Source organism: Paenibacillus melissococcoides (genome assembly GCA_944800085.1).
Taxonomy (GTDB): domain Bacteria; phylum Bacillota; class Bacilli; order Paenibacillales; family Paenibacillaceae; genus Paenibacillus_B; species Paenibacillus_B melissococcoides.
Genome location: CALYLO010000001.1, coordinates 1,373,580 through 1,398,270 on the forward strand (window position 1 = coordinate 1,373,580; position 24,691 = coordinate 1,398,270).

The following is a 24,691-nucleotide window of genomic DNA, read 5'->3' on the forward strand; positions in this document are numbered from 1 at the left end:
GAGCGGCACGAAATTTTCAGTTGAAGTGCGGCTAATTCAAGTTATAATGAAGAACGGGGCATGACTCCCGCAAGGGGACATGCCTACGATTGATTTGAATGAGGATCTTCAGGGCCAGGTGCAATTCCTGACCGGCGGTAAGGCGCTGTTGACCAGCCCGAGCCCGCGACTCGCCGCTGTCCGCAGCGGCGACTGATTTGGTGCAAAGCCAAAGCCGACGGTATAGTCCGGATGGAAGAAGATCGCTTATCCCGATTTACGTGGTGTACGTTGCATGTCATCTTAACCACATATGATCATTGGCGAAGTAAGTCTTCTTAGGCCTAGATCCTGTTCAACGACCGTGGAGGTTATTGAATATGGACGAAGCATTGGAGCCGGGACATGGTGTGGCCCGCGCATCGAAAGGGATCTGGTACGTCGTGCTGGGTGCCGCTCTGTGGGGGATCGGACCGCTCTTCCGCACTTTTGTGCTGGATTATCTGACATCCACACAGATCGTTTTAATTGAACATCTTATTCTGCTGCTGTTCGCGGCGCCGGTATTGTGGGTGAACCGCCATGAGCTGAAGAGCATCACCTGGCGGCATCTTGTGGCGCTGCTCTTCCTCTCCTGGGGCGGATCCGTCATCGCGACCATTATGTTCACGGACGCATTCGTGCTCGGCAATCCGAACGCGGTGCTTCTGCTGCAGAAGCTGCAGCCGCTGTTCGCCATCCTGTTGGCGCGCATTCTCCTGCGGGAGAGCCTGCCGCGCGGCTTCGGGCTGCTGCTGATGTTGGCCGTAGCCGGCACCTATCTGCTCACCTTCGGCTGGACCTTGCCGATCGGGCATGTGCGCGAGGTCATCGGCGCAAGCAGCCTGCTGGCGCTCGGCGCCGCCTTCCTGTGGGGCGGATCGACCGTCATGGGCCGATTGCTCCTCAACCAGATGAAGTATGAGACCGTTACGGCGCTCCGCTTCGCGCTTGGCCTGCCGTTATTGTTCGTCATCACCTGGAACGAGCAGCCGAGCTGGGATATCCCCTCGGGCGAGTGGGGGGTGCTGACCTTCTATATTTTGCTGCAAGCGCTGCTGCCGGGGCTGCTGAGCCTGCTGCTGTATTACCGCGGCCTGGCCGTCACGAAGGCTTCATATGCGACGCTCGCGGAGCTGTCCTTCCCGTTGGTCGGAATGCTGATGAACTGGCTGGTCTTCCAGGAGATTGTGACCGTGGCGCAGGTGGCCGGATTCGTGTTGATCTGGATTGCGCTGTTCTGCGTATCCCGCCAGCAGCAATAATATCATCATATACTGCATCGAATAGGGGCTGTCTCATTATGTAGTTTTTAGTGCAGTGAGACAGTCCCGCCCTGCTTCAGACAGCTCGCCTTCCCGAAAATGCTGCGAAATTAAGTTTTCCCTGGCGACGTTGATTCCTTTACCAAAATTGCTGCAAAATGACATGAATTTAAGCCATTCCCATGGATGGAAAGCAAAACTCGGCTCAAATGATGCGTTTTTGCAGGAATGGCATCCGATAGCGGCTGAAATAGCGTAAATTCCTGCACAATTCAGGCTGTTGGAAAACCCCTGTTTTTTACGAAGTAATATCAATGTAATATCATTTTGCTGGGAAAAAGTGGTGTTTGGTGAGAGAGAATGGAGGGGGGATGGGGTCTTTGCTTTACCCCACCCTTCTGGCGAGATGTGTGGCTATCTTTTTTATGTTCTGTGCAGTGGCTGTCATCAGCACTTGCTCCTGCACCTTGTCTCTTCCCCGAAACCGGCAATAGCGAAGTCCATGGAGCACTTTGGCATCCGCGAAACTTCGCTCAATGGTTTGGGCGCGTAGGGCATAAACGGCTTTTCCGCTCTCACTCTGGAAGTTTTGAACTACTTTCTCTTTGTGTTCTTCCCAGATATGCCGTTGTATGGTGCGTTGTTTATTTTTGTTCTCGTTACACTTGCTCAATAATGGACAGGCAGCGCATTGTTTGGGATCGGATTTATAATCTCTGAATCCTTTTCGTGTTGTGGTGCGGTACGTGAGTTCTTGCTGGTTTGGACAGATAAAAACATTCTTTTCTGCATCATAATGAAATTTCTCTTTGGGAAATACACCGTGTTCACGGGTCGAACGCTCTGGAATAACTGCCGTGATGTTTAATTTGTTCGTACGGTAACAAACATAGGCCGTCATGTAACCAGAGTCGAGTGCAACGGCCTCCAGCGACTTTTCCCAGCCAAACTTCTCTATTTGATGTAGTAGACGATCCACATAAACAACCGAATCATTCACATTTCCAGGCGTAACGTAGCAGTCCGTAATCACGTTGTATTTATGATCTACGGTGCGGTGATCTAAATAATGAAACCCTTCCGGTTTTCCATCCCGATTCAGGTTTCCGCTATCCGGATCTGTTAAGCTAACTTTTTGTTCCTTGGTTTCGGCCTCCTCTTTGGGAGGCAGTGGCTTTTTTCCAAAAGCGACCCGATCCTCATTCACGGCTTGCTCCAGCTCTTGGAGATATTCATAAGGCGTACAAGTGACTTCTCGTTTCTCGTACCGTCCGTTATTGGCATTTGCCTTGATATGCGTGGAGTCGGTAAAGAGCAGCCGCCCTCCCACCATGTTGTGCTGAATCGCCTGCTGAACGATATTATCGAAGATATCTTGGAAGACGGTAGTATCCTTAAACCGATTTTTCCGGTTCCAGCTAAAGATCGAATGGTCAGGCGCTTTGCCGGAAAGCCCGAGCCGTAAGAACCACCGAAAAGCCAGGGAATCGTTGACGACTCGCTCCAGTTCTCGCTCTGAGCGAATGTTATACAAGTAGCCGATCAGCAGCATTTTAAAGAACACAATGGGATCCACAGATGGTCGGCCGTTCGACTCGCTGTAGTAAGGACGCACAAGGTCCAAAATAAAGGTAAAATCAATATGTTTATCGATATGACGAAGCAAGTGATCAGGGGCAACCATATGCTCAAGACAAACCAGTTCATAGTCCAGTTGTGGGTTGGGATCATTCGTGTAAAGCATACAAACACCGCGCTTTCCATGGATTATGATAAGAACATTATACCAAATTAACGCGGTGAATGGGTAATTAACATAGACTTTCTCAACACTCTGACAATTGCAGGATTCGCCGCTTCAACCCTCTTCCGCCGCTCGTCCCGCCGCCGTCACTCCCGCCGCTAGCTTCTCTTTTGCTTAAAAAAATGCAATTTCGGTCGCATGCATCAAGCGGTTGTTCTTCCGGGCGGTTGCCCGTGGGCAGCCGCTTTTTTGCGTTTGACCGCATGCCGGCAATTGTCAGCATTTGTCGGTTGTCCAACATGCGAAATCCATTTAATATCAGTACAGGATAGCCGCTTGTTGGCATAATCTGCTGAATTATCTCGTTGTAAGGAGCAATGGGCATCATGTCTTTTTGTGCAAAAACATCCATGAGACAGCTAAGGCAAGAGAGAAGACGAAAGGGACTATGCGCACAGTGCGGAAATGCATCTTCCCAATACTTGTGTCAGCGCTGCAAAGCGATGCGCCGCAAGCCCGAACCGAAAGGGTTCCGGGAGTATCCGATCCAGCGCAAGCTCAAAAGCAGCTTGAACGACAAGCGCCTCTACGAGGATATGATCCGCCTGAAGTTGCGAACGGCCGACATCGCCCAATATTGCGGCGTGACTCAGCGGACGGCCGAAAAATGGGTATTCGAGGGCAGTGTGCCGAGCCCGGAGCGCGTAGGCAAATTATGTGAGCTGATGGGACGGGAAGTCGGCTATTATTACCCGCTGTACAAATGGAAGAACAAATAGCATGACATCTGCACGCGAGAAGGGCGGAGCCGCATTATGCAGCTCCGCCCCTTGTGGCATTACCGGCGTTACCGGCTCTGGCGAGCCCGCCCGTGGGCGTCTTGGATCCAGCAACGGCTCGCTCCTTGGTCCTTGACCCTGTACGGCCGCGAACCGCGGGAGGGGCGTACGTTGACGCTCCCCTGCAAGCTATTCGCTGAGAAGCTGAAGCGAATCGAGCGTCTGCATGACGAGGGCGCCCAGCTCACCCAGATGACGCTCGTCGATAGGCTGGCTGAACGTCAGCACGATGCGGTGCGTCCCTTCGTCCGCGGCGGGAGAAACTGCCCCGATCCGAGGAGGGACGGGAAGCGTCCGTTCCTGCCGCATGGTGACGGCGTCGCCCCAGATGGAGGCCAACCGTTCTCCCATCCCGTCCGCCCGCGCCGTATAATCGCCTGCCAGCTCGAAGGAGAGCTCCAGCCGGGCGCCTGGCTCTTCCCCGACAAGCCGCAGGCCCCGCAGCTCGGCGGCGAAATCGGCCAAGCCGCTCGCAAGCGTCAATGCGGCAGTGCAGGCCTCCCCGGGCCGCTGGACGCGCATGCGGAAGGTCCGCCCGAACCCGGCGAGATCGATCAGATCCTCCCGCCCGATGACGAGCCATTTTCCTTCCTGATCCAAATCATAGATTTTGCCTTCCAGCACGACCTTCAGATTGTCGAAAATCGTAGGATCAAACATGAACCAAGCCTCCTGCGCAACATGCGAATGATGTGTACGATCATAATACAAATCCGCGCCTACTGCAAAAAAGCGGAGGGATGCCGCGGCCATTCGGCGATTCGCCGCAGCCGCGGCAGGGATGAAGACGCGTGTCCGACAGAAGCGAAGGTGGTGCGGAGCGGGCTTGGTTAGCCGGGGCATGGCGGGAGCTCCGCGCCGGAAGGAAGGCTCTCTGAACAACAAGAGCAGCCCTTCGTTCGGACTGCTCTTGTCTGGCCGGATGAATATCCGGGGAGGCATATCATGATGTTATTTGCGCAGAAGTATGTCGCGGATCCGATGATCGGCGGCTTTGCTTAATATGAGCTTGGCGCGGTAGCGGGTAGGCAGTATATTTTCGAGCAGATTGACTTGATTGATGTCCCGCCAGATGTTCTTCGCCCGCCGAACCGCTTCTTCCTCGGTCAAGCTGGCATAGCGGTGGAAGTAGGAGGTCGGATCGCGGAAGGCGGTGTCCCGCAGCAGCAGAAAGCGCTCGATATACCATGTTTCCAGGTCATGCTCCTCCGCGTCGACATAGATGGAGAAATCGAAAAAGTCGCTGACGAACACGCTCGCTTCCTTGCTGACCTGCAGCACGTTGATTCCTTCGACGATAAGAATATCCGGCTGGCATACGGCAATGCGCTCATCGGGCACGATGTCATAGGACAGATGCGAATAGACCGGCGCATGCACTTCGGTCTTGCCTGACTTGATATCCATCAGGAAGCGAAGAAGCCGCTTCGTATCGTAGCTCTCGGGAAATCCTTTCTTATTCATCATGCCCCGTTCCTCGAGCGTCCGGTTCGGGTACAGGAAGCCGTCCGTCGTCACGATGTCGACGCGGGGGTGTTCTTCATATTGGGACAGCAGCGCCTGGAGAAGCCGCGCGGTCGTGCTCTTCCCCGCAGCGACGCTGCCGGCAATCCCGATTATATAAGGCACGTTCTCGGTAGCGGTGCCCAGGAAGGAAGACGACGAGGCCTTCAAATGCTGCGCCGCGGTCACATAGATATGAAGGAGCTTCGCCAGCGGAAGATAAACCTCCTCCAATTCGTCCAGGGCGATACGCTCGTTCAATCCCTTCAACTGATTGAATTGTTCAGGGGTCACCGACAGATGGGATTGGCCGTTCAAGCGGGCCCATTCTGACCGCTTCATAGTGATATAGGGACTCAGGTTATGCATCGTTCTACCTCTCGCTCCGATTAATAACTTCAACTGGAATATAGATAAGTTAATAGACTCACATATCATGTTCCAAAATGGGCGATGTTGTCAAGTAAGTTCGCCTCTTCGGCCGCCGGGAAGAATCTGAAGGAGGGGGGAACCGATTGATTTCTCGCTTCGTATATGCTACATTCGGTTCATTCTTATTCGGAACGAATCGCCAGCAAATGCCCTGGCACAAGGCCGCGCGGCAGGAAAGGAAGGAGCATGGAACTTGTACAAAATCATGATCGTGGAGGACGATCCGAAAATCGCGCAATTATTGCAATCTCATATTGAAAAATACGGTGACCAAGGCATTATCCTCGACGAGTTCGATCGGGTGCTCGAGAAATTCAAGGACATTCAGCCGCATGTCGTCCTGTTGGACGTCAATCTGCCCAGCTTCGACGGGTACTACTGGTGCCGCCAGATCCGCACGGTCTCGACCTGTCCGATCCTGTTCATTTCGGCGCGAAGCGGAGAGATGGATCAAGTGATGGCGTTAGAGAACGGGGGGGATGATTATATTACGAAGCCATTCCATTCGGAGATCGTGCTGGCGAAGATTCGCAGCACGCTGCGGCGGGTATACGGCGATTATGCGGTCAAGGCGGACGAGCGCACGGTGGAACGATACGGGCTGGCGCTCTATCCCGAGCGGCTGGAGCTGCGTCTGGGCGGGAAGACGATTATGCTGACGAAGAAGGAAGCGATTCTTGTCGAGACGCTGCTGGAGCGCTGTCCCCGCCCCGTTACCCGGGAGCTGATTTTGGACAAGCTGTGGGATGACTCGTTCGTCGACGACAATACGCTAAGCGTCAATATTACGCGGGTCCGCAAGAAGCTGGCGGAGCTCGGCATCGGCGACGCGCTGGAGACCGTGCGCGGCGTCGGCTACCGGCTGAACGTGACGTGGGAGGATGAGCAAGCCCTATGAAGCTGTTCTGGCGTGAGCATCTTCCGGTGGCCGGATTCACCTGCGTCCAATTGCTGCTCGTCCTGCTGGTCTTCTGGTATGACGGGTATGATCGTCCGCTGACGGCGGCGTATGCGCTGTTCCTCGGCCTCTTCGTCTTCGCTCTGTATCTCGGGTACCGCTACGCGACTCATCGGCTCATGTACAAGCGGCTGACCGATCCGCCGGCTTCGCTCACTTCCACGATTCAGCTCGCGGACGCGGCTCGGTTGTCCCGGGCGGTGGACGAGACCATCGATCACCAATACCGCTATTATCAACAGCAGTTGAAGGTGTGGGAGCGGAAGCAGCAGGAGCATCTGGCCTTCATGAACCAATGGGTGCATCAGATGAAGACCCCGCTCTCGGTCATTGAGCTGATAACGCAGGATGCGGAGGATCCGAAGCTTGCCAGCATCTCGGAGGAAGCCGATCAGATGAAGCGCGGGCTCGAAATGGTGCTTTATATGGCGCGGCTGGATACGTTCGAGCATGACTTTCATGTGGAGAAACAATCATTGCGCGACATCGTTCATGATGTGGTGCATGAGAACAAGCGCTATTTCATCCGCAGCTACGTCTATCCGGATATTCAGATCGATCCGGAGCTGACGGTCGAGACGGATGTGAAGTGGCTTCGCTTCGTCCTGCAGCAGATTGTGACGAACGCGATCAAGTATTCGGCCGGCAGCCGCACGAAAGTAACCGCAACCGCCTATACGGAAGGGCGGGCCGTCGTCCTGGAAGTGAAGGATCGCGGAGCAGGCATTCCGAAGCAGGATGTGAAGCGGGTGTTTCAGCCCTTTTTTACGGGGGAGAACGGACGGAAATATAAAGAATCGACCGGGATGGGACTCTATTTGGCGAAGGAGATTATCGGCAAGCTGCATCATGAGATCGAACTGGAATCCGAGGAGAGCCAAGGCACGGCGGTCCGGATTGTTTTCCCGTTCGCTAGTACCTGAACAACCGATGAGGGAGCGCTCCCTTGTCGGTTTTTTGTTCTGAAGACCATTATTTGGATCGATTCTTACAAAGCTGTAGACATTTTGAAAGACTCGGCGATAGGACGAAAGCGAAAAGAAGTTTACACTAGGATCATAAGCCTGATTCCTGGGCGCTCCAATGGATATTATCGAATCAAGGGAGATGTCGAACGCGATGGAAATTTTGCGAGTCAAGAACTTGAGCAAAATATACAAGGGAATGGTCTCTTATGAAGCATTGTCCAATATCGATCTGACGATTCAAAAAGGGGAGTTCGTCGGTATCATGGGCCCGTCCGGGAGCGGCAAGACGACGCTGCTCAATCTCGTGTCCACCATCGATGCTCCGACCTCGGGGGAGGTGCGGATCGACGGGAAGGATCCGCACAACTTGTCGATGGATGAGCTGGCCGTGTTCCGGCGCCGGGAACTGGGCTTCGTGTTCCAGTCCTTCAACCTCCTTCAGACCTTGACCGTCAAGGAAAATATAATGCTGCCATTGACGCTGGACGGCACGGACATTGCCGCGATGCGGGAGCGGGCCGATCGGATCGCCGGCAAGCTGGGCATCGCCGACATCATGGACAAGCGCACCTACGAGATCTCAGGCGGCCAGGCGCAGCGCGCCGCCATCGCCCGCGCGCTCATTCATGAGCCGAAGCTGGTGCTGGCCGATGAACCGACCGGGAACCTGGACTCGAAGGCGGCGCGCGACGTGATGGAGCTGTTGAGCCAGCTCAACAAGGAGGAGCAGGCGACGATGTTGCTGGTTACCCATGATCCGGTGGCGGCGAGCTATTGCGACCGCGTCGTGTTCATCAAGGACGGCCGGCTCCACAACGAGGTGTACTGCGGCGACAGCCGATCCGCCTTCTATCAGAAGATTATTAATGTGCTGTCGCTGCTGGGAGGGAACGGCCATGAATTTTCGCCAATTCGCGTATAACAACATTGTCCGGAACAAGCGGACGTACATCGCCCATTTTCTGAGCAGCGCGTTCTCGGTCATGGTCTTCTTTACCTATGCCCTGCTGCTGTTCCATCCGGATCTGCAGGGCCAGCTCCGCTCGACAAGCGAGACGATGAGTATGCTTGGCACGATGGGAATGAGAGTCTCGCAGATTATGATTTTTGTGTTCTCGTTTATTTATTTGTTCTATTCGGTGAGCGCTTTTCTGAAAAACCGCAAAAAGGAATTCGGGCTTCTACTCGTGCTCGGCATCTCGCGCCGGCAGCTAAGGCAGCTTATCTTCGTCGAGAATATGATTATCGGCACCGCCGCCATCGTGACCGGCATCGCGGTCGGCTTGATCTTCGCGAAGCTGACGCTGTTGATTTGCGCGAAGATGCTTGTCATCTACGAGGGACTGCGCTTCTATATTCCGCTGCAGGCCATCTTGATAACCGCCGGCGCCTTCCTGGTGCTGTTCCTGCTTATCGCGCTGATCACGTCCCGCATCCGCAAGACGGAGCAGCTGGTCGAGCTGTTGAAGTCGGAGGACAAGCCGAAGCCCGAGCCGAAGGCTTCGCTGTGGCTCTCTCTGCTGGCAGCCGTTCTCATCGGACTTGGCTACTTCTGCGTCATGATGTTCGCCGTAGAGCGGATTTTCTCGTTCGCGCTGCTGTTCGGCGGGGTGGCGCTCGTCGTGGCCGGGACCTACTGGCTGTTCACGCAGCTGAGCGTGTACGCCATCCGCGCGTTGAAGAAGCGCGAGAGGCTCTATTTTCATAAGACGAATCTGCTGACGCTGTCGGAGCTGGCATACCGGATGAAGGATAACGCGGTCATGTTCTTCATGGTCGCCGTCATCTCGGCCGTCGCCTTCACCGGTATCGGCACCTCGATGTCGATTGGCGACCCCGGCTTGCAGGAGATGAAGAATCCGTATGCCTTTACCTATATTTCCAATCAAGGCAACGATCGTGAGCAGGAACATCTCGCCGCCATCGGGAAGGCGTTGTCCGAAGAGAATTTCACGTACCGGATGGGCAGGGTTGCACCGTGGTATTCGGATAACGGGCTGCTCATTATGAGGCTTAGCGAGTATAACGGCTTGGCTTCCGCGCTCGGATATGAATCGGAGACGTTGAGCGACGACGAGGCAATGCTCGTCCCGACGAACGTCAAGCTGCAGACCCAGTACAAGAATGCGTCTGCGGAAGACTACGGGCCGGTAGACATTGTGGAAGGGGACTGGAGCGCTGATTTCCGCATCGCGAAGCTGGGAACGCATATCGTCTACCCGGAATACAGCATGCTCCTGGTCGTGAGCGACGCGAGCTTCGAGCTCATCCCCGGCGTGAACGAGACTCCCGTAACCTACTTCCTGTTCGTCGTCGACCATTGGGAGAAATCGAAAACCGTCTCGCAGGAGCTGCTGGATCAGATTGAGAAGGAGGCGGAGCAGCAACAGGACGGGAATTTCATGCTGCATGCCCATATCTTCGACTGGCTTCAGATGAAGCAGGGGAACGGGCTGCTGCTGATCGTCAGCGTGCTGGTCGGGGTCGTGTTTTTCACCTTCGCGGCAAGCCTGCTCTACTTCCGGCTGTATGCCGATCTGGATCGGGATGAGCGGCAGTATCAGATGATCGCGAAGGTTGGCTTGAGCCGTAAGGAACTGAAGAAGATGGTGACGCGACAGTTGCTGCTCATGTTTTTCCTTCCGATTGTCGTCGCCGTCATTCACAGCAGCGTCGCCTTCATCGCGCTGCAGCAGATCGTCAGCTTTCCCGTGGCCTCGTCGGCTGTCATTATCTTTATTAGCTTCCTTACGATGCAGACGGCTTATTTCTTCGTGGTCCGCTGGCGGTATCTGAATCATTTGTATGGGAAAATCAAGTGAGGCGCAGACAGCGGCGCGGGATGAGGGCTAGAGAGGGCGCGCAATTGTAAAGCGGGAATGCGAGGATAGGAGAGAGAGAGGAAGAGAAGTTCATGACAAAAATTTGGGGTTGGAAAAGAGGGCTGGCCGCCATCCTGGCCATCGGCGTGCTTAGCGCTTGCAGTCTGTTCGGAGGCGGAACGAAGGACGAGCCGCGGAACGGCATTCTGCTCCTCGGGGAGAAAGCCGCATTGGAGCAAGCCGCGGAGCAGCATCGCGATGCTATCGCGGCTAGCGAGATGTATCCGGTGAAGAGATCGGAGACGGAAGAGAAGCAGATCTTGATGATGAGCCGGACGACCGCCGACAGCGTCGTCAAGACCGGTATTATTCGCAAGGCCGATAATAATGATGACGTCTGGAGCTCCGATCCGATCAAGTCGCTCCCGGACGCGGAAGCGGGTCAGGCGCTTCTGTTCGGGCACCCGACGATGAAGGATGTGAAGCGGCTGAACGTCGGCGGACAGGAAATCAGTCTGAAATACGGGAGCAACAGCTGGATCGGGCATGTGCGCAATACCCAATTTGCCGAGCTCATCCTGGTGCTCGATGACGCGGAATATGCCCGGTTGGCTGTTCCGGAGACGCAGATGGCCCTGCTTCATCTGAAGCAGGCATACGGCTTGACGAAGGACGGCTGGATGCAGCCGGAGCCGGAACGGACGTTGGCGAATGCCGAATGGCTGAAGCTGACGAAGGACATGAAAGCGCGCGCCGATCATCTGGAAGGCGTAACGATCATCAAGCAGAATCAACAATGAATGAAGACCGCCCGGCAAAGGGCGGTTTTTCGTTATGATGGGCCCCGGAATCGGTGCCGCCGCGTCAGACGGAGTGCGGGAGTGTTGTCCTCTGTGTATGGAAAAATAGTGAACTTGTCTATATAAAGGTGGACAAAAGGGGGACTTGCTTGGATGTAAGAAAAAATCAATATATAGTTATGAACAATTTGTTTTATATCATATATAGAGCATCTGCTGTTGGGGAATGAATATCTCTTTTGCAAAACAGTGTCTACTATTTGAAAGACATTTCTTCCGATTTTCCTTCGTAAAAGGACAGAGAGCCGAATCGCGCCAACAATGCAGCAGGGCGGATAAAATGTATGATGGGGCTGCTGCAGGAGTCGGCAGGGCGCATCGAGGATAAGGGCCGGCCCCGCAATCTGCGCTCGCATGCGAAGCGGCGGGGGAAAGCTTCGGCCCCGGCGGCCGGGCGCGGCGGCGGGCCCACGGAGGTGCCCGCCGCATGCGAGGCGCCGGGGATCGGCGCCTGCTGCCCGGGCGTGGTTCTGGGAATCCCGGGCCGGCCATCAGCGGATCTCGAAGTCGCCGGTGCAGCTCCACGTCCTATCCGACAGAATCGCGGAGAACCGCTTCACGACGATAGCGCCCCGGCTTGATGCCGCGCGGGATTGCAGGAATATTGGCGGCGGGAGAAGCTCCTGTCATGTCCAGGAGGCTATAGCGGCTTGACAAAGCCATAGGCCGCATCCTTCAAGAAGCCCAGCTTCTCATAGAAGCGGTGCGCGTCGCTGCGCCAGGCGCTGGAGAAAAGCATGACGCTGTGACAGCCGCGCTCCTGCGCCGCTTGCTCCACCGCTTGGACGAGCATTTGTCCGATGCCGGAACGATGGAACGCCTCGGTCACAATCATGTTTTCCAGCACCATGAACGGGCGGCAGTTCCCGGTCAGATCCTGGCATGTAATGCCCATTACCGAACCGACGAGCCGCCCCGATTCATGCACGGCGCCGAGCAGCAAGTAATCCGGGTGGTCCCGGAGCAGGCCGAATGTCTCCCGCAGCCGTTCCCGGTTCGTCACGCTGCCCTCCAGCTCGGTATATAAGGCGGCCAGTTCCTCAAGCTGATCGGCCACAATGGGGGCAATTCGAATCATAGTCACGCCTCCTCGCTTCATTATCGCTGTTTGGCACACGTTGTCTCCATTGTAGTCACGCGGCTGCGTATCGGGCAACACCCATTCAAAACTCAAGGTGGCGCATAGTCGCACATAATGCCGGTCGCCGCGGCTAAACAAAATGCGCTCCCCGTCGGACCATCCGGCAGGAAGCGCATTTGCGTCGCGGAATTATTGATGCTGCCTTGAACCGCCGCTGCTTGCGGCCGCTGTCATCCTGCACCGGGCGGCAAGGGAGGGAATGGGGTCTATTCGTCAAGCTGCGGGCTTGGGATCGCCGTGAAGAACACGTCGAGAAGATCTTTATGGAACGTCTGCCGGACATACTCCGTTATCTGATCAAGCTCCTGTTCCGAGGTGTATTCGAGCACGGGACGCCCCTCGCATTTTAACACCCGGCAGTTATATTTTTCCCTTACCTGATCGATGATGACATCCTGACTTACAGCAGCGGAGCCCATTACTTCGAACACAGGGACTGACTATTGTTGACTTTTGCGCCTCGCCTTCTTATATTATTACTAACTCTAAAATGGCGGGTTCACGATGGCCGCCGAAGAGGAGTTTATTGGCAAAGGAGTGTGTGCGGCGTGCAGTCATTCAAAGACAACGATTCCGTCGATGTCGGAAAGACAATGACCTTTGCGGATGATGAATTGGGGCAATTCTGCGAGACGACCCGGCGGATCGTGATCGTCAGCCCTTTCCCGGCTTCGATCCGCTCGCTGTTCGTCGCGTTAACGATACGCTGTTATGATGTGCTGCTCTTCCATCAGGAGCATGATCCGATGCTGCAGACGATGAACAGCGATCTGCTCATCGTCGATCGGACGAAGGCGGTACCGGCCGACCCGTCCGCCACCATCCCCGGGAGCCATGGCGCCATCCTTCTGCTCCAGGGCGAGGGCTCGGAGAAGGGGCCGGATGAGCAGGGCAGGGAAGTGATGATCTGGCCTTGTCCGATCGAATCGGCCTTGGCGCGAATCGAAGAGCTGGCCAGCCGGAACGATGCCCAGCCGGCGGCGGCGGGCAGCGAGCTCCTGCGCTTCAAGGATGTCGTCGTCGATCTGAAGCGCATCACGGTGCATCAGGGAGGCGCCAAGATCGAGCTGACGCGAACCGAGTTCGACGTGCTGAAGGGGCTGCTGCTGAATGGCGGCGGCGTCATGACCCGGCAGCAGATTATGGAGTTCGTCTGGGGCGAATCGTATATGGGCGGCAGCAATTCGATCGATGTCCATATCAAAAGTCTGCGCCAGAAGCTAGGCGACGCGCCGAAGCATCCGAAGTACATTGTCACGGTCCGGGGAATCGGCTACCGGATAGCCGATTAAAACATCGATAGCGGGCATCTTCATGAACCCTTCATGATTCCTTCATGAAGGGTTCATTGTGTCTTCATCAAGCCTTCATGATGAACGGCGGCACTGATGATAAGATAAGTTCTGCAAGCAAGGACGCTTAAGTTATATTCAACATGATTCGATAGATGATGGAGATGATTTTATGTACAAGACGGTCATTGTCGGAACGGGGCCTGCCGGATTGACGGCGGCGATTTATTTAGCCCGTGCGAACCTGAGCCCGTTGATTATCGAAGGCCCGGAGCCTGGAGGCCAGTTGACGACGACGACGGAAGTGGAGAATTTCCCCGGCTTCCCGGACGGCATTATGGGCCCGGAGCTGATGGACAATATGCGCAAGCAGGCCGAGCGCTTCGGCGCGGAATTCCGCACCGGCTGGGTTACGGAAGCGGATCTGTCCAAGCGGCCGTTCACCTTGTCCGTCGAGGGGATGGGCGAGATTCAGGCCGAGTCGCTGATTATATCGACAGGCGCCTCCGCGAAGTATCTCGGCATTCCGGGCGAGCGCGATAACGTCGGCCGCGGCGTCAGCACGTGCGCGACCTGCGACGGGTTCTTCTTCCGCAACAAGAAGATTGTCGTCATCGGCGGCGGCGACTCCGCGATGGAGGAAGCCAACTTCCTGACGCGCTTCGCTTCCGAAGTGGTGCTGGTCCACCGCCGCACGGAGCTGCGCGCCTCCAAGATTATGCAGGATCGGGCGCGCCAGAACGGCAAGATTCGCTGGTCCCTGAACCGGACCCCGCTGGAAGTGATGGCGGGCGAGCATGGCGTGACCGGTCTGAAGGTGCGCAACAATAAGACCGGCGAAGAGGAGATCATCGCGACGGACGGCATCTTCGTGGCGATCGGGCATACGCCGAACACGAAGTTCCTGGACAGCCAGCTTGATGCCGATGAGCAGGGCTACCTGCTTGTCAAGCCGGGCACGACCGAGACGAACATTCCGGGCGTATTCGCCTGCGGGGATGTGCAGGACAACCGGTACCGCCAGGCGATTAGCGCCGCCGGCACGGGCTGCATGGCCGCGCTAGACTGCGAGCGTTACTTGGAGAGCGTGGAGACCGTGGTGGGCGCAAGCGCTCCGGCGGCGGTCCAAGCGTAAACCGCCCGGAGCCAGGCGCTGTGAGCGAATCCGGTTCGGGGCACATATGGAGCGGGCCGGCGGGCCCGCGGCAAACATGCAAGCGGATAGCGGCCGCCCTGGCTTAGTCGGGGCGGCGGAAGGCCTATGCAGCCTTGCATAGATACGGCAACGGCGGAATCCGCTCTATGGGCGGATTCCTCCTTATATATAAAGAAGCTCGAATATACGAATCCGATGCTCCAGGCGGTCTGGAAAAACCAATACATCGCCAATGTGCAGATTACGGCGAGCGAGACGGTCGGCGTAGAGGAGCGCGCGTCCGCGCTCGTTCGCCGGTATTCCCGCGGATAGAGCGAGATAGAGGAAGAGAGCCGCGGCGTACGGCGGTGTACGGCGGAGCAAGCAGCGCCGGATACGCCGTGAATGGCTCTCGCCGCAGCGCCGCAAGCTATCGGCCTCCATGTGAAGGCAATGGCTTGCGGCGCTGCTTCATTCTACCGGATCGATAAGGCCGCGGCGATCGGGTAATGATCCGATGCCACCGAACGGACGACTTCGCGCCGTGCGCCGACAGCGATGCCTTCGTTGACGAGAATATAGTCGATCGTCTCCTTGGCCCCGCCAGCCGGATAGGTATAGGCCGCGGGAAGATCGGCGAATACGTCGCGGAAGGAGCGGGACATCGCGGCGAGCTCCGGGCTGTCCGGATGGGCGTTGAAGTCGCCCGTAATGATCGCCGCTTCGGTCTGCCGGGCGGCGATATCGAGAATTTCCGATATCTGCGCAAGCCGCTCCTGCCGCTCCAGCCCAAGATGGGTGACGTAGAAGCTCACTCTCGCATCCTCGACGACGAGCTCGGTCTCCAGCAATCCTCGCTGCTCCCGGCCGGCGCTGTCCAGCAAGTAATGCTGCTGATGGACGATCGGATACTTGCTCAGGACGGCGATGCCGTATTGCCTCCGCTCGGTGCGCCCCGGCTCGGGCTCCCCGTCCAGGTTGGCGCCGTACGCATACTGCATCCCCAGGCGGGCGGCCAATACCGTTATCGTATCCTCGTAATTGCTCCGCCTGTCGAAATGGCGGTCCACCTCCTGCAGGCCGACCACGTCTGCGCCCGCTCTGCGGATAACGTCCGCAATCCGCGCGGGATCATACCGGTCATCCATTCCGCGCCCATGCTGAATGTTGTACGACATGACGGTAAGCGATGCTGCGCACTCTGTCATGAACTCACCCCTGAATCGTAGCGTAGTCTCCTCTCCTGCTAACGTTCGCACAGATGAGGGACGCAGTCAATGGGGCGGCGCGAGCCGTTTTTTCGGAGCTGCGGCCCTGTACAATATTTTGGAAAAATTTTATTTTCGGGCGCGAGGAAATTTGTGGACGGCAGCGAATATTTCGTACACAACAGAAAAATTGGCGATTCCCGTTCCTGGATAAAGACATAACTCATTCCGCTTGAAGGTCATTTGGGGATGTGGCGATTGAAAGGGGATACTCTTATGCATTTGAAGCAAATTGACTTGTTCGATTTCGCTTTTAACAATGCGTCTATCGGGATGTCGATCGTGTCTCTGGAAGGCCGGTTCATCCAAGTCAACTGCGCCTTGTGCAGCATGCTTGGCTATGATGAGCGAGAATTGCTGGCCATGAATTTTCAGTCGATCACCCATCGGGATGATCTCGAAGAGAACCTGGAGTATGTCTATCAGCTCCTGAACATGAAGATTGAAGCATACCATATGGAAAAGCGGTACATACATAAGCAAGGGCATCCGTTATGGTGTCTGGTGAATGTCTCCGTCGTGCACAACGAGAAAGGGGAGCCCATTTTTTTGTTCTCGCAGTTCCACGATATTACGGCCAAGAAAATGACGGAAATCGCGCAGCAAAAAACGGAAAGCGTGCTGCGGGAGAAGGAGGAGTCGTTCCGCATTCTGCTGGAGGAATTGCCGCTCGCCGTCATCATTACCCGGCACGGGGTCTGCCAGTACGTCAACCGGGCCGGAATTCAATTGCTCGGCGCGCGCGGCCCCGAGGAAGTATTGGGCGTATCGACGAAGGATTTCGTCGATCCGAGCAACCATGACAAGATCGACGACAGAAGGCGAAGATACCATCAGGGAGGGAAGCTGGGGACCGTCAAATATAAGCTCCGCTGCTATGACACACAGATTAAATATGCGGAGGGCGTCTCGATACCGACCACATTTCTCGGCGAAGAGGCGGTGATTGGCGTATTTCAGGATGTGACGGAGCGGAAAAAGGAAGAGGAGCGCATCATCCAGTCGGAGAAGCTCTCGATCGTCGGGCAGCTTGCCGCGGGAATCGCCCATGAAATACGCAACCCGATCACCTCGATCAACGGCTTTCTCAAATTGCTGCGATCCTTGAAGAGCGAGAAGGAACAATATTACGACATCATCGAATCCGAGCTGAAGAGCATTGAGATCATCTGCAACGAGCTGCTTATTTTGGCGAAGCCGAATATGGTATCGGCCCGGCGCGCGAACCTGGTGCAGCTTCTTGAGCAGAGCATTGCGCTGATGAGCACCCAGGCGGCGATGAAGAACAGCGCGATTGCCGCCGATCTTCCGCCGGGAGAAATATGGCTTCACTGCGAGCCGAATCAGATCAAGCAGGTGTTCGTCAATTTAATTAAAAATGCGATCGAAGCGATGCAGGACGGCGGACATATTTATATCGGAGCAAGCGTGAGAGACGGCTTTGCGCGGATTACGATTGAAGACGAGGGCTGCGGCATTCCTCCGGAGAAGCTGGAAATGCTGGGCCAGCCGTTCTATACGACGAAGGATTCCGGGACGGGACTCGGCCTGATGGTCAGCTATAACATTATGGACAATCACGGCGGGAGCATATCGGTGGACAGCAGGCCGCAGCAGGGGACGACCTTTACGGTGGCGCTGCCGATTCTCTATGAGTAGAGACGGCGGCGGCTTGAGCGAAGCAGGGAGCGGATTCGACAGGGCGGAACGAAAGACCAAAGCACTTCCGAAGCGCAGGGATGGGCATGCGCCGCTGGAGGTGCTTTTTGCCGCTGCTGCGGATCGGGACTAGTTCAAATTTCAACTTTCCGTTATATTGATATAGTGTACTTTCCATTTTTGTAAAAATAGGCAAGAAGATGCGAGGTGGCCAAAATTACGCAAGGTCTCAAACTATTCCTTTTCCCCGGTCGGCCTTACAAATTAAAGACGCTTATCCTGCTGCTTGTCACTGTCGTGGTGGCTATGTCTCTCATCTTGACCGGCATCCTTATCGCGGACGACTATGCGGCCGCGACCCAGAGAAGTCTGGAAGAGAGGGCGCAAGCCATCGCCAGCGCGGTCGGTCAGGCTCCGACCATTCTGGACAGCCTTCGCAACGGAACCTATGGCGGCTCTGTCCAGACTTATACGATGAATGTGAAAGCGGATACAAACGTGGGGTATATCGTGGTCATGGATATGAACAGCGTTCGTCTCTCTCATCCCAATGAAGAGATGATTGGCAAAACGTTTGTCGGAGGAGACGAAGGCCCGGCTCTGGAAGGGAAAAGTTACACGTCGGTTGCTGTCGGGACGTTAGGGGAGTCGATGCGCGCCTTTATGCCGATCTGGGACGGGGGAGAGCAGCTTGGTGCCGTGGCGGTCGGGATCGCCAAGGATAAAATCAATGACGCGGTGCTGCGCAGTCAAAAAATCATCCTTCTCGGCATGGGGGCAGGCTTGGCGGCAGGCTTGATCGGGGCGCTGCTGCTGGCGCAGAAGGTCAAGCGCTCGATGCACGGCCTGGAGCCGGCGGAAATCGCGAAGCTGCTGGAGGAAAGAGAGGCGATGCTCGCTTCCGTGCGCGAAGGAGTCGTCGCGATTGATGAACAGGGGATCATGGTGGTAGCGAATCGGGCGGCACGGGACATATTCAAGCGGGCGGGGCTTCGCGCCGACCCGGTCGGAAAGCATGTGCGGGAGTATATGCCGCAGTCAAAGCTGCAGGACGTATTGATTCACCAAAGAGTAGAACTGGATCAGCAGCAAACATTGAACAATCTGGAAATCGTCGTGAACTGCGTTCCTGTCAAGGCTGCCGGCAAACTGGTGGGCGCGCTGGCTACGTTCCGGGATAAAACGGAGCTGACGAGCATGCTGGATCAATTGTCGGGCGCCAAAAATTATGCGGAAAGCCTGAGGGTGCACACGCATGAGTTCATGAACAAGCTTCATGTCATCTCCGCCATGGTGCATACGGAATCATACAAGGAGCTTCAGGCATATATCAAGCGGATTTCCCATCATTATCAAAAGGATGTGGGCTGGGTCTCCAACCATGTGAAAGACCCGGTGATAGCGGGATTTTTGCTCAATAAGCTCAGCTTCCTGCAGGATCATGACGTCGAAGTGACGCTGACCGGACGGGAAGCGTGGCCGTCCATTACGCGGCCGGAGGTTCTTGACGCGCTGATGACGATCATCGGCAATACGTTGGACAACGCCTATGAAGCGGTTGCGGAGCAGGAGGAGAAAGAAGTCGCGGTAGAACTGTCTTCCGCCAGGGATGGCTGTCTGGAATGGACAGTGCGGGATAATGGCCCCGGTCTGGCGGAGGAGCTTGCCGGAGAGCTCGGAAAAGGGAAATCCACCAAAGGAGAAGGAAGGGGCTACGGCCTCCATCTGATCCACAAAGCGGCGGCGGACATAGGCGGGACAGTACATATATCCTCAAGGAAAGGAGACGGGGTGACATTGACGGTGCGCATCCCATACCAGGCATGATTCAGGTCTTGATTATTGAAGATGATCCGATGGTGGCGAAGTTCAACGGAATGTATGTGGACAAGGTGCCGGGCTTCGCCTTGGCGGGAACGGCTGCGGGAATCGAAGCCGGCTGGGAAATTCTCCAGAGCGGAAAAATCGATTTAATATTGCTGGACGTGTATATGGCGAACAAGAACGGACTTGAGGTGCTCGTCAATGCAAGGAAAGCCAACCTTGCCGTAGATGTTATCGTGGTCTCTTCCGCGAATGACCGCGCGTCCGTACAAACGGCTCTTCGTTACGGGGCCGTTGACTATTTAATCAAGCCTTTTGATTTTGAGCGGTTCCGGGAGGCGCTGATGCGGTACAAGTATAGATGCGTCCATATGCGGAAAGAAGTCATTCAGCAAGAAGAGGTTGATGCGCTGTTCCATCAAGGAGGCGGAAACAAAGGATGGACCGGGGAGAGCCTGCCCAAAGGGATTACGAAAGAAACGTTTCTTCGCGTCCTGCGCGGGATTAACAAGCTGGAGGGCTGGTTCTCCACGGCCGAATTGGCAGAATTGACGGGGATATCCAGAGTGTCGCTGCGCAAATATTTGCGCTTCCTGGAGGAAAACAACACCTTGCTCAGTGATGTCAGCTATCAAGGCTGCGGCCGCCCGCTCCAGCAGTATAGACTCAGCGCAGAGGGGCTGGATTACGTGCTGTCCATTTTGCAAAAAGAAGAAAAAGTACGGGTTGAATAAGCTCGCGCGCGGTGGCGGCGAGCTTTTTTTCTCGTTCCGGGCACTTTTTTTAGTTACAAAACCGATGACATTAGTTAAAAAATGTATACAGCTAAATAAATTTGTAACAAAATTAACGAAAGCGCTTACAGATGGGGGATGAATGATGAAGCAATTGGTTGTATCCGCTTGGCGCAGCCTGTGGGCACAGCATAAGCGAACGAAAGAGGTATTGACGGTATCCGGCCAAGCTGCGGATCAGGGAGGCGTTCGGCCTGCCGTCAAGTTCAATAAGCCGTATGCCGCGCCTCAACTCGTCGGATTTATATTGGGACCTGCTTTGTTTATCCTGACGATGTTATTTTTTCAGCCTGATGGCTTGTCTGCGGAAGGGAAATCCGTGCTCGCCGTTACGTTATGGATTGCCGTGTGGTGGATTACCGAGGCGATTCCGATTCCGGCTACATCTCTGCTGCCGCTGATCCTGCTGCCTGTCACGGGAGCGATGCCAGGGAACGCGGTCGCCTCCTCCTACGGCAACGATATTATTTTTTTGTTCCTGGGCGGCTTTTTTATCGCCACCGCGATGGAAAAATGGAATTTGCACAAAAGAATGGCTCTCTTTATTATTTCGCTCATCGGCACGAGCACGCAGCGTATCCTGCTGGGCTTTATGGCCGCAACGGGATTTTTGTCGATGTGGGTGTCCAACACGGCCGCCGTCATGATGATGGTCCCGATGGGATTGGCGATTACGGCCCAGATTGCGAGCACATTGGCAGGCAAGCCGGAGGAAGAGGAGCTGCCGAGATTTGAGAAGTCCCTTATATTTGGCATCGGCTACGCAGGCACGATCGGCGGGCTCGGAACACTGATAGGCACGCCGCCCAACATTATTCTTGTCGCCCAAATGAATGAATTATTCGGCATTTCCATCTCCTTTGCCCAGTGGATGCTGTTTGCCGTTCCGGTCGTCATGCTTATGCTTATCTCCACGTGGTTTTACTTGGGGAGAATCAAGTTCAAAACATCGATCCGCCAGCTTCCGGGGGGAAGAGAGTTAATTCAGAGCGAGCGCAGCAAGCTTGGCAAAACCTCCTATGAAGAAGGGATGGTTGGCCTCGTGTTCGTCTTCGCAGCTTTTATGTGGATCACGCGCGAGTTTTTATGGGTAGACGTCTGTTTGTTCGTGCCTATCCCCGGCATCTCGGACGGGATGATTGCGATAATGGCCGCAGCCTTATTATTTATGATTCCGGCTAAAAGAGAAGCAAGCTCACGCATTTTGAATTGGAGCGATTCCAAGGACATTCCGTGGGGCGTGCTCCTTCTGTTTGGAGGCGGGCTGGCGATTGCGGCGGGCTTCCGTTCCAGCGGTCTGTCCGACTGGATGGGAGAGCAGTTGACGATGCTGGACGGTTTTCATCTCATTGTCATTATTTCTTGCGCTACGCTTTTGATCATGATGATGACCGAGATCACGTCCAATACGGCAACCGCAACGATGATCCTGCCTGTCGTCGCCGCGCTCGCGATCGCGCTTGGCATTCATCCGTTCGCTCTTATGATCCCTTGCGCCATGGCGGCCAATTGCGCCTTCATGCTGCCTGTCGGCACGCCGCCCAACGCGATTATATTCGGCACGGGGAAATTAAAGATTATCGACATGGTCCGGGCCGGCTTTTCCGTTAACGTATTCGCGACACTCATTATTATCCTTGCCGTATATTATTTGCTGCCGCTTGTCTTCGGGATTGATCTGAATGTGATTCCGGAAAGTCTCTTGACGAAAGCGCAGGGCTAGGTTTCTGCCATGCGGAAAGCCACAGAGACGAAGCACGCGCTTGCCTTTGGCGCCAGAGCGTTCATCAGCCGCTTGTCATACATGTTGACCGAACCGGTTCCTTTGCGGAGCCGGTTTTTTGTTGCGCATATCCTATTAGGATGAGGGAGGACAAGGCTTGTTGACTGGGGGCGGCGGTTGCGGGGCACACTTGACAGAAGGAGATAAATATAATATCTTTAATTCAAGATATTAATGAATGCAATTGATTTATACCGAGATAAAAAGGAGAGATCCATATGACTTTGCATACGGCAGGGATTCATCATATTACGGCTTTTGCCCGCGATCCGCAGGCGAACGTTGACTTCTATGCCGGCGTTCTCGGCTTGCGGCTCGTGAAGAAGACGATTAATTTCGATGCGCCGGAAGTATACCACTTGTATTTCGGGAACGAGGTTGGCGGTCCGGGTACGATCATTACGTTCTTCCCGTGGCCCGATTCCCGCTGGGGGCGCATCGGGGGCGGCCAGGTCGGCATGACTACGTATGTCGTTCCGCCGGGGGCCCTGGACTTCTGGGAAGCGCGGCTGAGACGGTTCGGCATTTCCGTCATGACAGGCCGCCGCTTCGGGGAGAACTACGTGCAGTTTACAGATAATGAAGGATTGCGGCTGGAACTGGTGGAACGGGAGGAAGGTCCGGCCAGCCAATGGTCGTTCGACGGAATTCCGGCGGACAAGGCGATCAAGGGCTTCGGCGGAGCGGTGCTGTTCAGCGTGCATGCCAGCCAGACGATGAGCGTGCTCGAGCATGTGCTCGGCTTGACCCGGGTAGGCGAGGATGCCGGATTCGTCCGGTTCCGCGCCGCCGGGGAGATCGGCAATCTGATCGATATTCCGAAGTCGGACATGGAGCCGGGAGTCGGGGGCGCAGGGACTGTGCACCATATCGCCTGGAGGGCCCGCGATTTCGAGGATCATGCGGAATGGCGGAGCAAGGTGGAGCAGAGCGGCTATCATCCGACGCCGATCGTGGACCGGCAATATTTCAACGCCATCTATTTCCGGGAGAGCGGCGGGATTTTGTTCGAGATTGCGACGGATCCGCCTGGCTTCACGCGCGATGAGCCGTTCGAGTCGCTCGGAGAGCGCCTGATGCTGCCGGAATGGTTCGAGCCGCACCGCACGCAGATTGAAGCGAATCTGCTGCCGATCGAGGTCAGAGCGCTCAAGGAGGGGGAAGCATGAGACATTTGTACGAAAAAGGGACGAACGAGTCGGCCCCGACGCTGGTGCTGCTGCACGGGACGGGCGGTTCGGAGCGTGATCTGGTGCCGCTGGCCCGAATGATCTCGCCGGAATCGGCGGTGCTCAGCCTGCGCGGCAATGTGCTGGAGAATGGAATGCCGCGCTTCTTCCGGCGGCTCGCGGAAGGCGTATTCGATGAAGAGGATCTGCTGTTCCGGACGGGGGAAGTGAACGAATTTCTGGACCAAGCGGCGGAACAGTACGGGTTCGATCGGCGCCATCTCGTGGCCGTCGGATATTCCAATGGCGCGAATATCGCCGCCAGCCTGCTGTTCCATATTCAAGAGGCATGGGCCGGCGCCATTCTCCACCATCCGATGGTTCCGCGCCGCGGCGTCGTGCTGCCCGAGCTGAGCGGGATCCCCGTCTTTATCGGGGCGGGCAAGAACGACCCGATCTGCCCGCCGCAGGAGACGGAGGAGCTGGAAGGGCTGCTGCGCGGAGCGGGCGCCGACGTCACCGTTCATTGGGAGCGATATGGCCATCAGTTGACCTCGACCGAGGCGGAGGCGGCAGCGGACTGGTTCCGCGGCAAGTTTTTGACGCAATGAAATAGCGGAATTACATATCGATGAATGCGCAAATGGGGCTGTCTTAGAAGTAGTTTCTAGCTGCAATGAGACAGCCCCAACCTGTGAAAACAGTACTGCGTTTTGCCGGACATGCCTAATTATTCATGATCTCATTTGTTCGAGGTGACAGTGGATTCGCTTTTCGTTTGGCTGATTTGGTGCTGTCTGATTCACTCCTACTTTACTCTGTTTCGATTCGACTTCGACTCTCCTTCGACTCTGCTTTCACTTTGCTTCCGCTCTGCCTTGATTCTGCTTACGGTTTGCTTCCGCTTTGCCTTGATTCTGCTTACGCTTTGCTTCGATTCAACTTTGATTCAACTTTGATTCAACTTCGATTCGACTTCGACTCTGCTTTCACTCTGCTTTCACTCTGCTTCCGCTCTGCCTCGATGCTGCTTCGACTCTGCTTCCGCTCTGCCTCGAGACTGCTCCGACTCTGCTTCTGCTCTGTTTCGATTCTGCTTTCGCTTTGCTTCGATGCTGCTTCTCGCCGCTCGACTTGCCGAAATACTGCGGAAATGCAGTATTTCCTTATGACGCTTCCTCCGTTACAGGGATTCCTGCAAAACTCAGAGTGTTGAG

General features: G+C 55.6%; 21 protein-coding genes, 1 pseudogene and 1 riboswitch. Of the genes and pseudogenes, 16 read left to right on the forward strand and 6 right to left on the reverse strand.

Annotated features, from left to right (window positions below):
• Positions 1-100 precede the first annotated feature (100 nt).
• A riboswitch (FMN riboswitch) is annotated at positions 101-247 on the forward strand.
• Between the two features lie 112 nt (positions 248-359).
• Positions 360-1,283, forward strand: coding sequence for a DMT family transporter (locus tag OCY70_RS06330; protein WP_213429135.1), 924 nt, complete (start codon positions 360-362; stop codon positions 1,281-1,283).
• Positions 1,284-1,668: 385 nt separating this feature from the next.
• On the opposite strand, the gene OCY70_RS06335 is transcribed toward OCY70_RS06330, so the two are convergent.
• Positions 1,669-3,027, reverse strand: coding sequence for an IS1182 family transposase (locus OCY70_RS06335; protein WP_261944512.1), 1,359 nt, complete (start codon positions 3,025-3,027; stop codon positions 1,669-1,671).
• A gap of 503 nt (positions 3,028-3,530) precedes the next feature.
• Between OCY70_RS06335 and OCY70_RS06340 the strand changes: the two genes are divergently transcribed.
• Complete coding sequence (locus OCY70_RS06340) at positions 3,531-3,806, forward strand: helix-turn-helix domain-containing protein (RefSeq protein ID WP_213429672.1); 276 nt, start codon at positions 3,531-3,533, stop codon at positions 3,804-3,806.
• A gap of 189 nt (positions 3,807-3,995) precedes the next feature.
• Here OCY70_RS06340 and OCY70_RS06345 read toward each other — a convergent pair whose 3' ends face one another.
• On the reverse strand, positions 3,996-4,526 hold the full coding sequence (locus tag OCY70_RS06345; protein WP_213429673.1) for a hypothetical protein: 531 nt from the start codon (positions 4,524-4,526) through the stop codon (positions 3,996-3,998).
• Between the two features lie 291 nt (positions 4,527-4,817).
• The gene (gene coaA, locus OCY70_RS06350) at positions 4,818-5,738 is read right to left on the reverse strand and encodes a type I pantothenate kinase (RefSeq protein ID WP_213429674.1); all 921 of its coding nucleotides are present in this window, start codon (positions 5,736-5,738) and stop codon (positions 4,818-4,820) included.
• A gap of 256 nt (positions 5,739-5,994) precedes the next feature.
• Here coaA and OCY70_RS06355 point away from each other — a divergent pair, with 256 nt between their 5' ends.
• The 5 genes from OCY70_RS06355 to OCY70_RS06375 all read left to right on the forward strand — a co-directional run bounded on the left by OCY70_RS06355 (position 5,995) and on the right by OCY70_RS06375 (position 11,349).
• Positions 5,995-6,699, forward strand: a complete 705-nt coding sequence (locus OCY70_RS06355) for a response regulator transcription factor (protein WP_213429675.1) — start codon at positions 5,995-5,997, stop codon at positions 6,697-6,699.
• Positions 6,696-7,682 (forward strand): sensor histidine kinase, encoded by a 987-nt coding sequence (locus OCY70_RS06360; RefSeq protein ID WP_213429676.1) that lies wholly within the window; start codon positions 6,696-6,698, stop codon positions 7,680-7,682. The genes OCY70_RS06355 and OCY70_RS06360 overlap by 4 nt, the downstream gene beginning before the upstream one ends.
• Before the next feature lie 196 nt (positions 7,683-7,878).
• Complete coding sequence (locus tag OCY70_RS06365; protein WP_213429677.1) at positions 7,879-8,649, forward strand: ABC transporter ATP-binding protein; 771 nt, start codon at positions 7,879-7,881, stop codon at positions 8,647-8,649.
• On the forward strand, positions 8,624-10,549 hold the full coding sequence (locus tag OCY70_RS06370; RefSeq protein WP_213429678.1) for an ABC transporter permease: 1,926 nt from the start codon (positions 8,624-8,626) through the stop codon (positions 10,547-10,549). Before OCY70_RS06365 ends, OCY70_RS06370 begins: the two co-directional genes overlap by 26 nt.
• Before the next feature lie 92 nt (positions 10,550-10,641).
• Entirely contained in the window at positions 10,642-11,349 is a 708-nt protein-coding gene (locus OCY70_RS06375) for a lipoprotein BA_5634 family protein (RefSeq protein WP_213429679.1), read from the forward strand.
• 700 nt (positions 11,350-12,049) lie between these two features.
• On the opposite strand, the gene OCY70_RS06380 is transcribed toward OCY70_RS06375, so the two are convergent.
• Positions 12,050-12,487 (reverse strand): GNAT family N-acetyltransferase, encoded by a 438-nt coding sequence (locus OCY70_RS06380; protein ID WP_261944693.1) that lies wholly within the window; start codon positions 12,485-12,487, stop codon positions 12,050-12,052.
• A 269-nt stretch (positions 12,488-12,756) separates the two neighbouring features.
• Complete coding sequence (locus OCY70_RS35715) at positions 12,757-12,879, reverse strand: hypothetical protein (RefSeq protein WP_315973910.1); 123 nt, start codon at positions 12,877-12,879, stop codon at positions 12,757-12,759.
• 219 nt (positions 12,880-13,098) lie between these two features.
• Between OCY70_RS35715 and OCY70_RS06390 the strand changes: the two genes are divergently transcribed.
• From OCY70_RS06390 to OCY70_RS06400, 3 genes and pseudogenes are all read left to right on the forward strand, one after another.
• Complete coding sequence (locus OCY70_RS06390) at positions 13,099-13,842, forward strand: winged helix-turn-helix domain-containing protein (protein WP_213430363.1); 744 nt, start codon at positions 13,099-13,101, stop codon at positions 13,840-13,842.
• Between the two features lie 172 nt (positions 13,843-14,014).
• Positions 14,015-14,977: a thioredoxin-disulfide reductase gene (gene trxB, locus OCY70_RS06395; RefSeq protein WP_213430364.1), complete on the forward strand. Its 963-nt coding sequence runs from the start codon at positions 14,015-14,017 to the stop codon at positions 14,975-14,977.
• 198 nt (positions 14,978-15,175) lie between these two features.
• Positions 15,176-15,277 (forward strand): annotated as a pseudogene (locus OCY70_RS06400) (hypothetical protein); the annotation flags it as partial.
• 176 nt (positions 15,278-15,453) lie between these two features.
• Here the strand turns inward: OCY70_RS06400 and OCY70_RS06405 are convergent.
• Positions 15,454-16,185: an endonuclease/exonuclease/phosphatase family protein gene (locus OCY70_RS06405; RefSeq protein WP_213430365.1), complete on the reverse strand. Its 732-nt coding sequence runs from the start codon at positions 16,183-16,185 to the stop codon at positions 15,454-15,456.
• Between the two features lie 276 nt (positions 16,186-16,461).
• On the opposite strand from OCY70_RS06405, the gene OCY70_RS06410 reads away from it, so the two are divergent.
• The 6 genes from OCY70_RS06410 (at position 16,462) to OCY70_RS06435 (ending at position 24,085) form a co-directional block, all read left to right on the forward strand.
• Positions 16,462-17,904: a PAS domain S-box protein gene (locus tag OCY70_RS06410; RefSeq protein WP_213430366.1), complete on the forward strand. Its 1,443-nt coding sequence runs from the start codon at positions 16,462-16,464 to the stop codon at positions 17,902-17,904.
• Between the two features lie 207 nt (positions 17,905-18,111).
• Positions 18,112-19,731 (forward strand): DcuS/MalK family sensor histidine kinase, encoded by a 1,620-nt coding sequence (dcuS, locus tag OCY70_RS06415; RefSeq protein WP_249725518.1) that lies wholly within the window; start codon positions 18,112-18,114, stop codon positions 19,729-19,731.
• Positions 19,732-19,739: 8 nt separating this feature from the next.
• A complete protein-coding gene (locus OCY70_RS06420) occupies positions 19,740-20,462 on the forward strand; it encodes a response regulator (RefSeq protein WP_306433973.1) in 723 nt (240 codons plus the stop codon).
• Positions 20,463-20,607: 145 nt separating this feature from the next.
• Positions 20,608-22,245 carry an SLC13 family permease gene (locus tag OCY70_RS06425; RefSeq protein WP_213430369.1) on the forward strand — a complete coding sequence of 546 codons (1,638 nt, stop codon included), beginning with the start codon at positions 20,608-20,610 and terminating at the stop codon, positions 22,243-22,245.
• A gap of 278 nt (positions 22,246-22,523) precedes the next feature.
• Complete coding sequence (locus tag OCY70_RS06430) at positions 22,524-23,474, forward strand: ring-cleaving dioxygenase (protein WP_213430370.1); 951 nt, start codon at positions 22,524-22,526, stop codon at positions 23,472-23,474.
• Positions 23,471-24,085: an alpha/beta hydrolase gene (locus OCY70_RS06435; RefSeq protein ID WP_213430371.1), complete on the forward strand. Its 615-nt coding sequence runs from the start codon at positions 23,471-23,473 to the stop codon at positions 24,083-24,085. Before OCY70_RS06430 ends, OCY70_RS06435 begins: the two co-directional genes overlap by 4 nt.
• Positions 24,086-24,691 lie beyond the last annotated feature (606 nt).

What these genes read in the sequence shown, in the direction of transcription:
- OCY70_RS06330 (WP_213429135.1), top strand. Translation starts at nt 360, where the DNA reads ATGGACGAAGCATTGGAGCCGGGACATGGTGTGGCCCGCGCATCGAAA.
- OCY70_RS06335 (WP_261944512.1), bottom strand. Translation starts at nt 3,027, where the DNA reads ATGCTTTACACGAATGATCCCAACCCACAACTGGACTATGAACTGGTT.
- OCY70_RS06340 (WP_213429672.1), top strand. Translation starts at nt 3,531, where the DNA reads ATGCGCCGCAAGCCCGAACCGAAAGGGTTCCGGGAGTATCCGATCCAG.
- OCY70_RS06345 (WP_213429673.1), bottom strand. Translation starts at nt 4,526, where the DNA reads ATGTTTGATCCTACGATTTTCGACAATCTGAAGGTCGTGCTGGAAGGC.
- coaA (WP_213429674.1), bottom strand. Translation starts at nt 5,738, where the DNA reads ATGCATAACCTGAGTCCCTATATCACTATGAAGCGGTCAGAATGGGCC.
- OCY70_RS06360 (WP_213429676.1), top strand. Translation starts at nt 6,696, where the DNA reads ATGAAGCTGTTCTGGCGTGAGCATCTTCCGGTGGCCGGATTCACCTGC.
- OCY70_RS06365 (WP_213429677.1), top strand. Translation starts at nt 7,879, where the DNA reads ATGGAAATTTTGCGAGTCAAGAACTTGAGCAAAATATACAAGGGAATG.
- OCY70_RS06370 (WP_213429678.1), top strand. Translation starts at nt 8,624, where the DNA reads ATGAATTTTCGCCAATTCGCGTATAACAACATTGTCCGGAACAAGCGG.
- OCY70_RS06375 (WP_213429679.1), top strand. Translation starts at nt 10,642, where the DNA reads ATGACAAAAATTTGGGGTTGGAAAAGAGGGCTGGCCGCCATCCTGGCC.
- OCY70_RS06380 (WP_261944693.1), bottom strand. Translation starts at nt 12,487, where the DNA reads ATGATTCGAATTGCCCCCATTGTGGCCGATCAGCTTGAGGAACTGGCC.
- trxB (WP_213430364.1), top strand. Translation starts at nt 14,015, where the DNA reads ATGTACAAGACGGTCATTGTCGGAACGGGGCCTGCCGGATTGACGGCG.
- OCY70_RS06405 (WP_213430365.1), bottom strand. Translation starts at nt 16,185, where the DNA reads ATGACAGAGTGCGCAGCATCGCTTACCGTCATGTCGTACAACATTCAG.
- OCY70_RS06410 (WP_213430366.1), top strand. Translation starts at nt 16,462, where the DNA reads ATGCATTTGAAGCAAATTGACTTGTTCGATTTCGCTTTTAACAATGCG.
- OCY70_RS06425 (WP_213430369.1), top strand. Translation starts at nt 20,608, where the DNA reads ATGAAGCAATTGGTTGTATCCGCTTGGCGCAGCCTGTGGGCACAGCAT.
- OCY70_RS06430 (WP_213430370.1), top strand. Translation starts at nt 22,524, where the DNA reads ATGACTTTGCATACGGCAGGGATTCATCATATTACGGCTTTTGCCCGC.
- OCY70_RS06435 (WP_213430371.1), top strand. Translation starts at nt 23,471, where the DNA reads ATGAGACATTTGTACGAAAAAGGGACGAACGAGTCGGCCCCGACGCTG.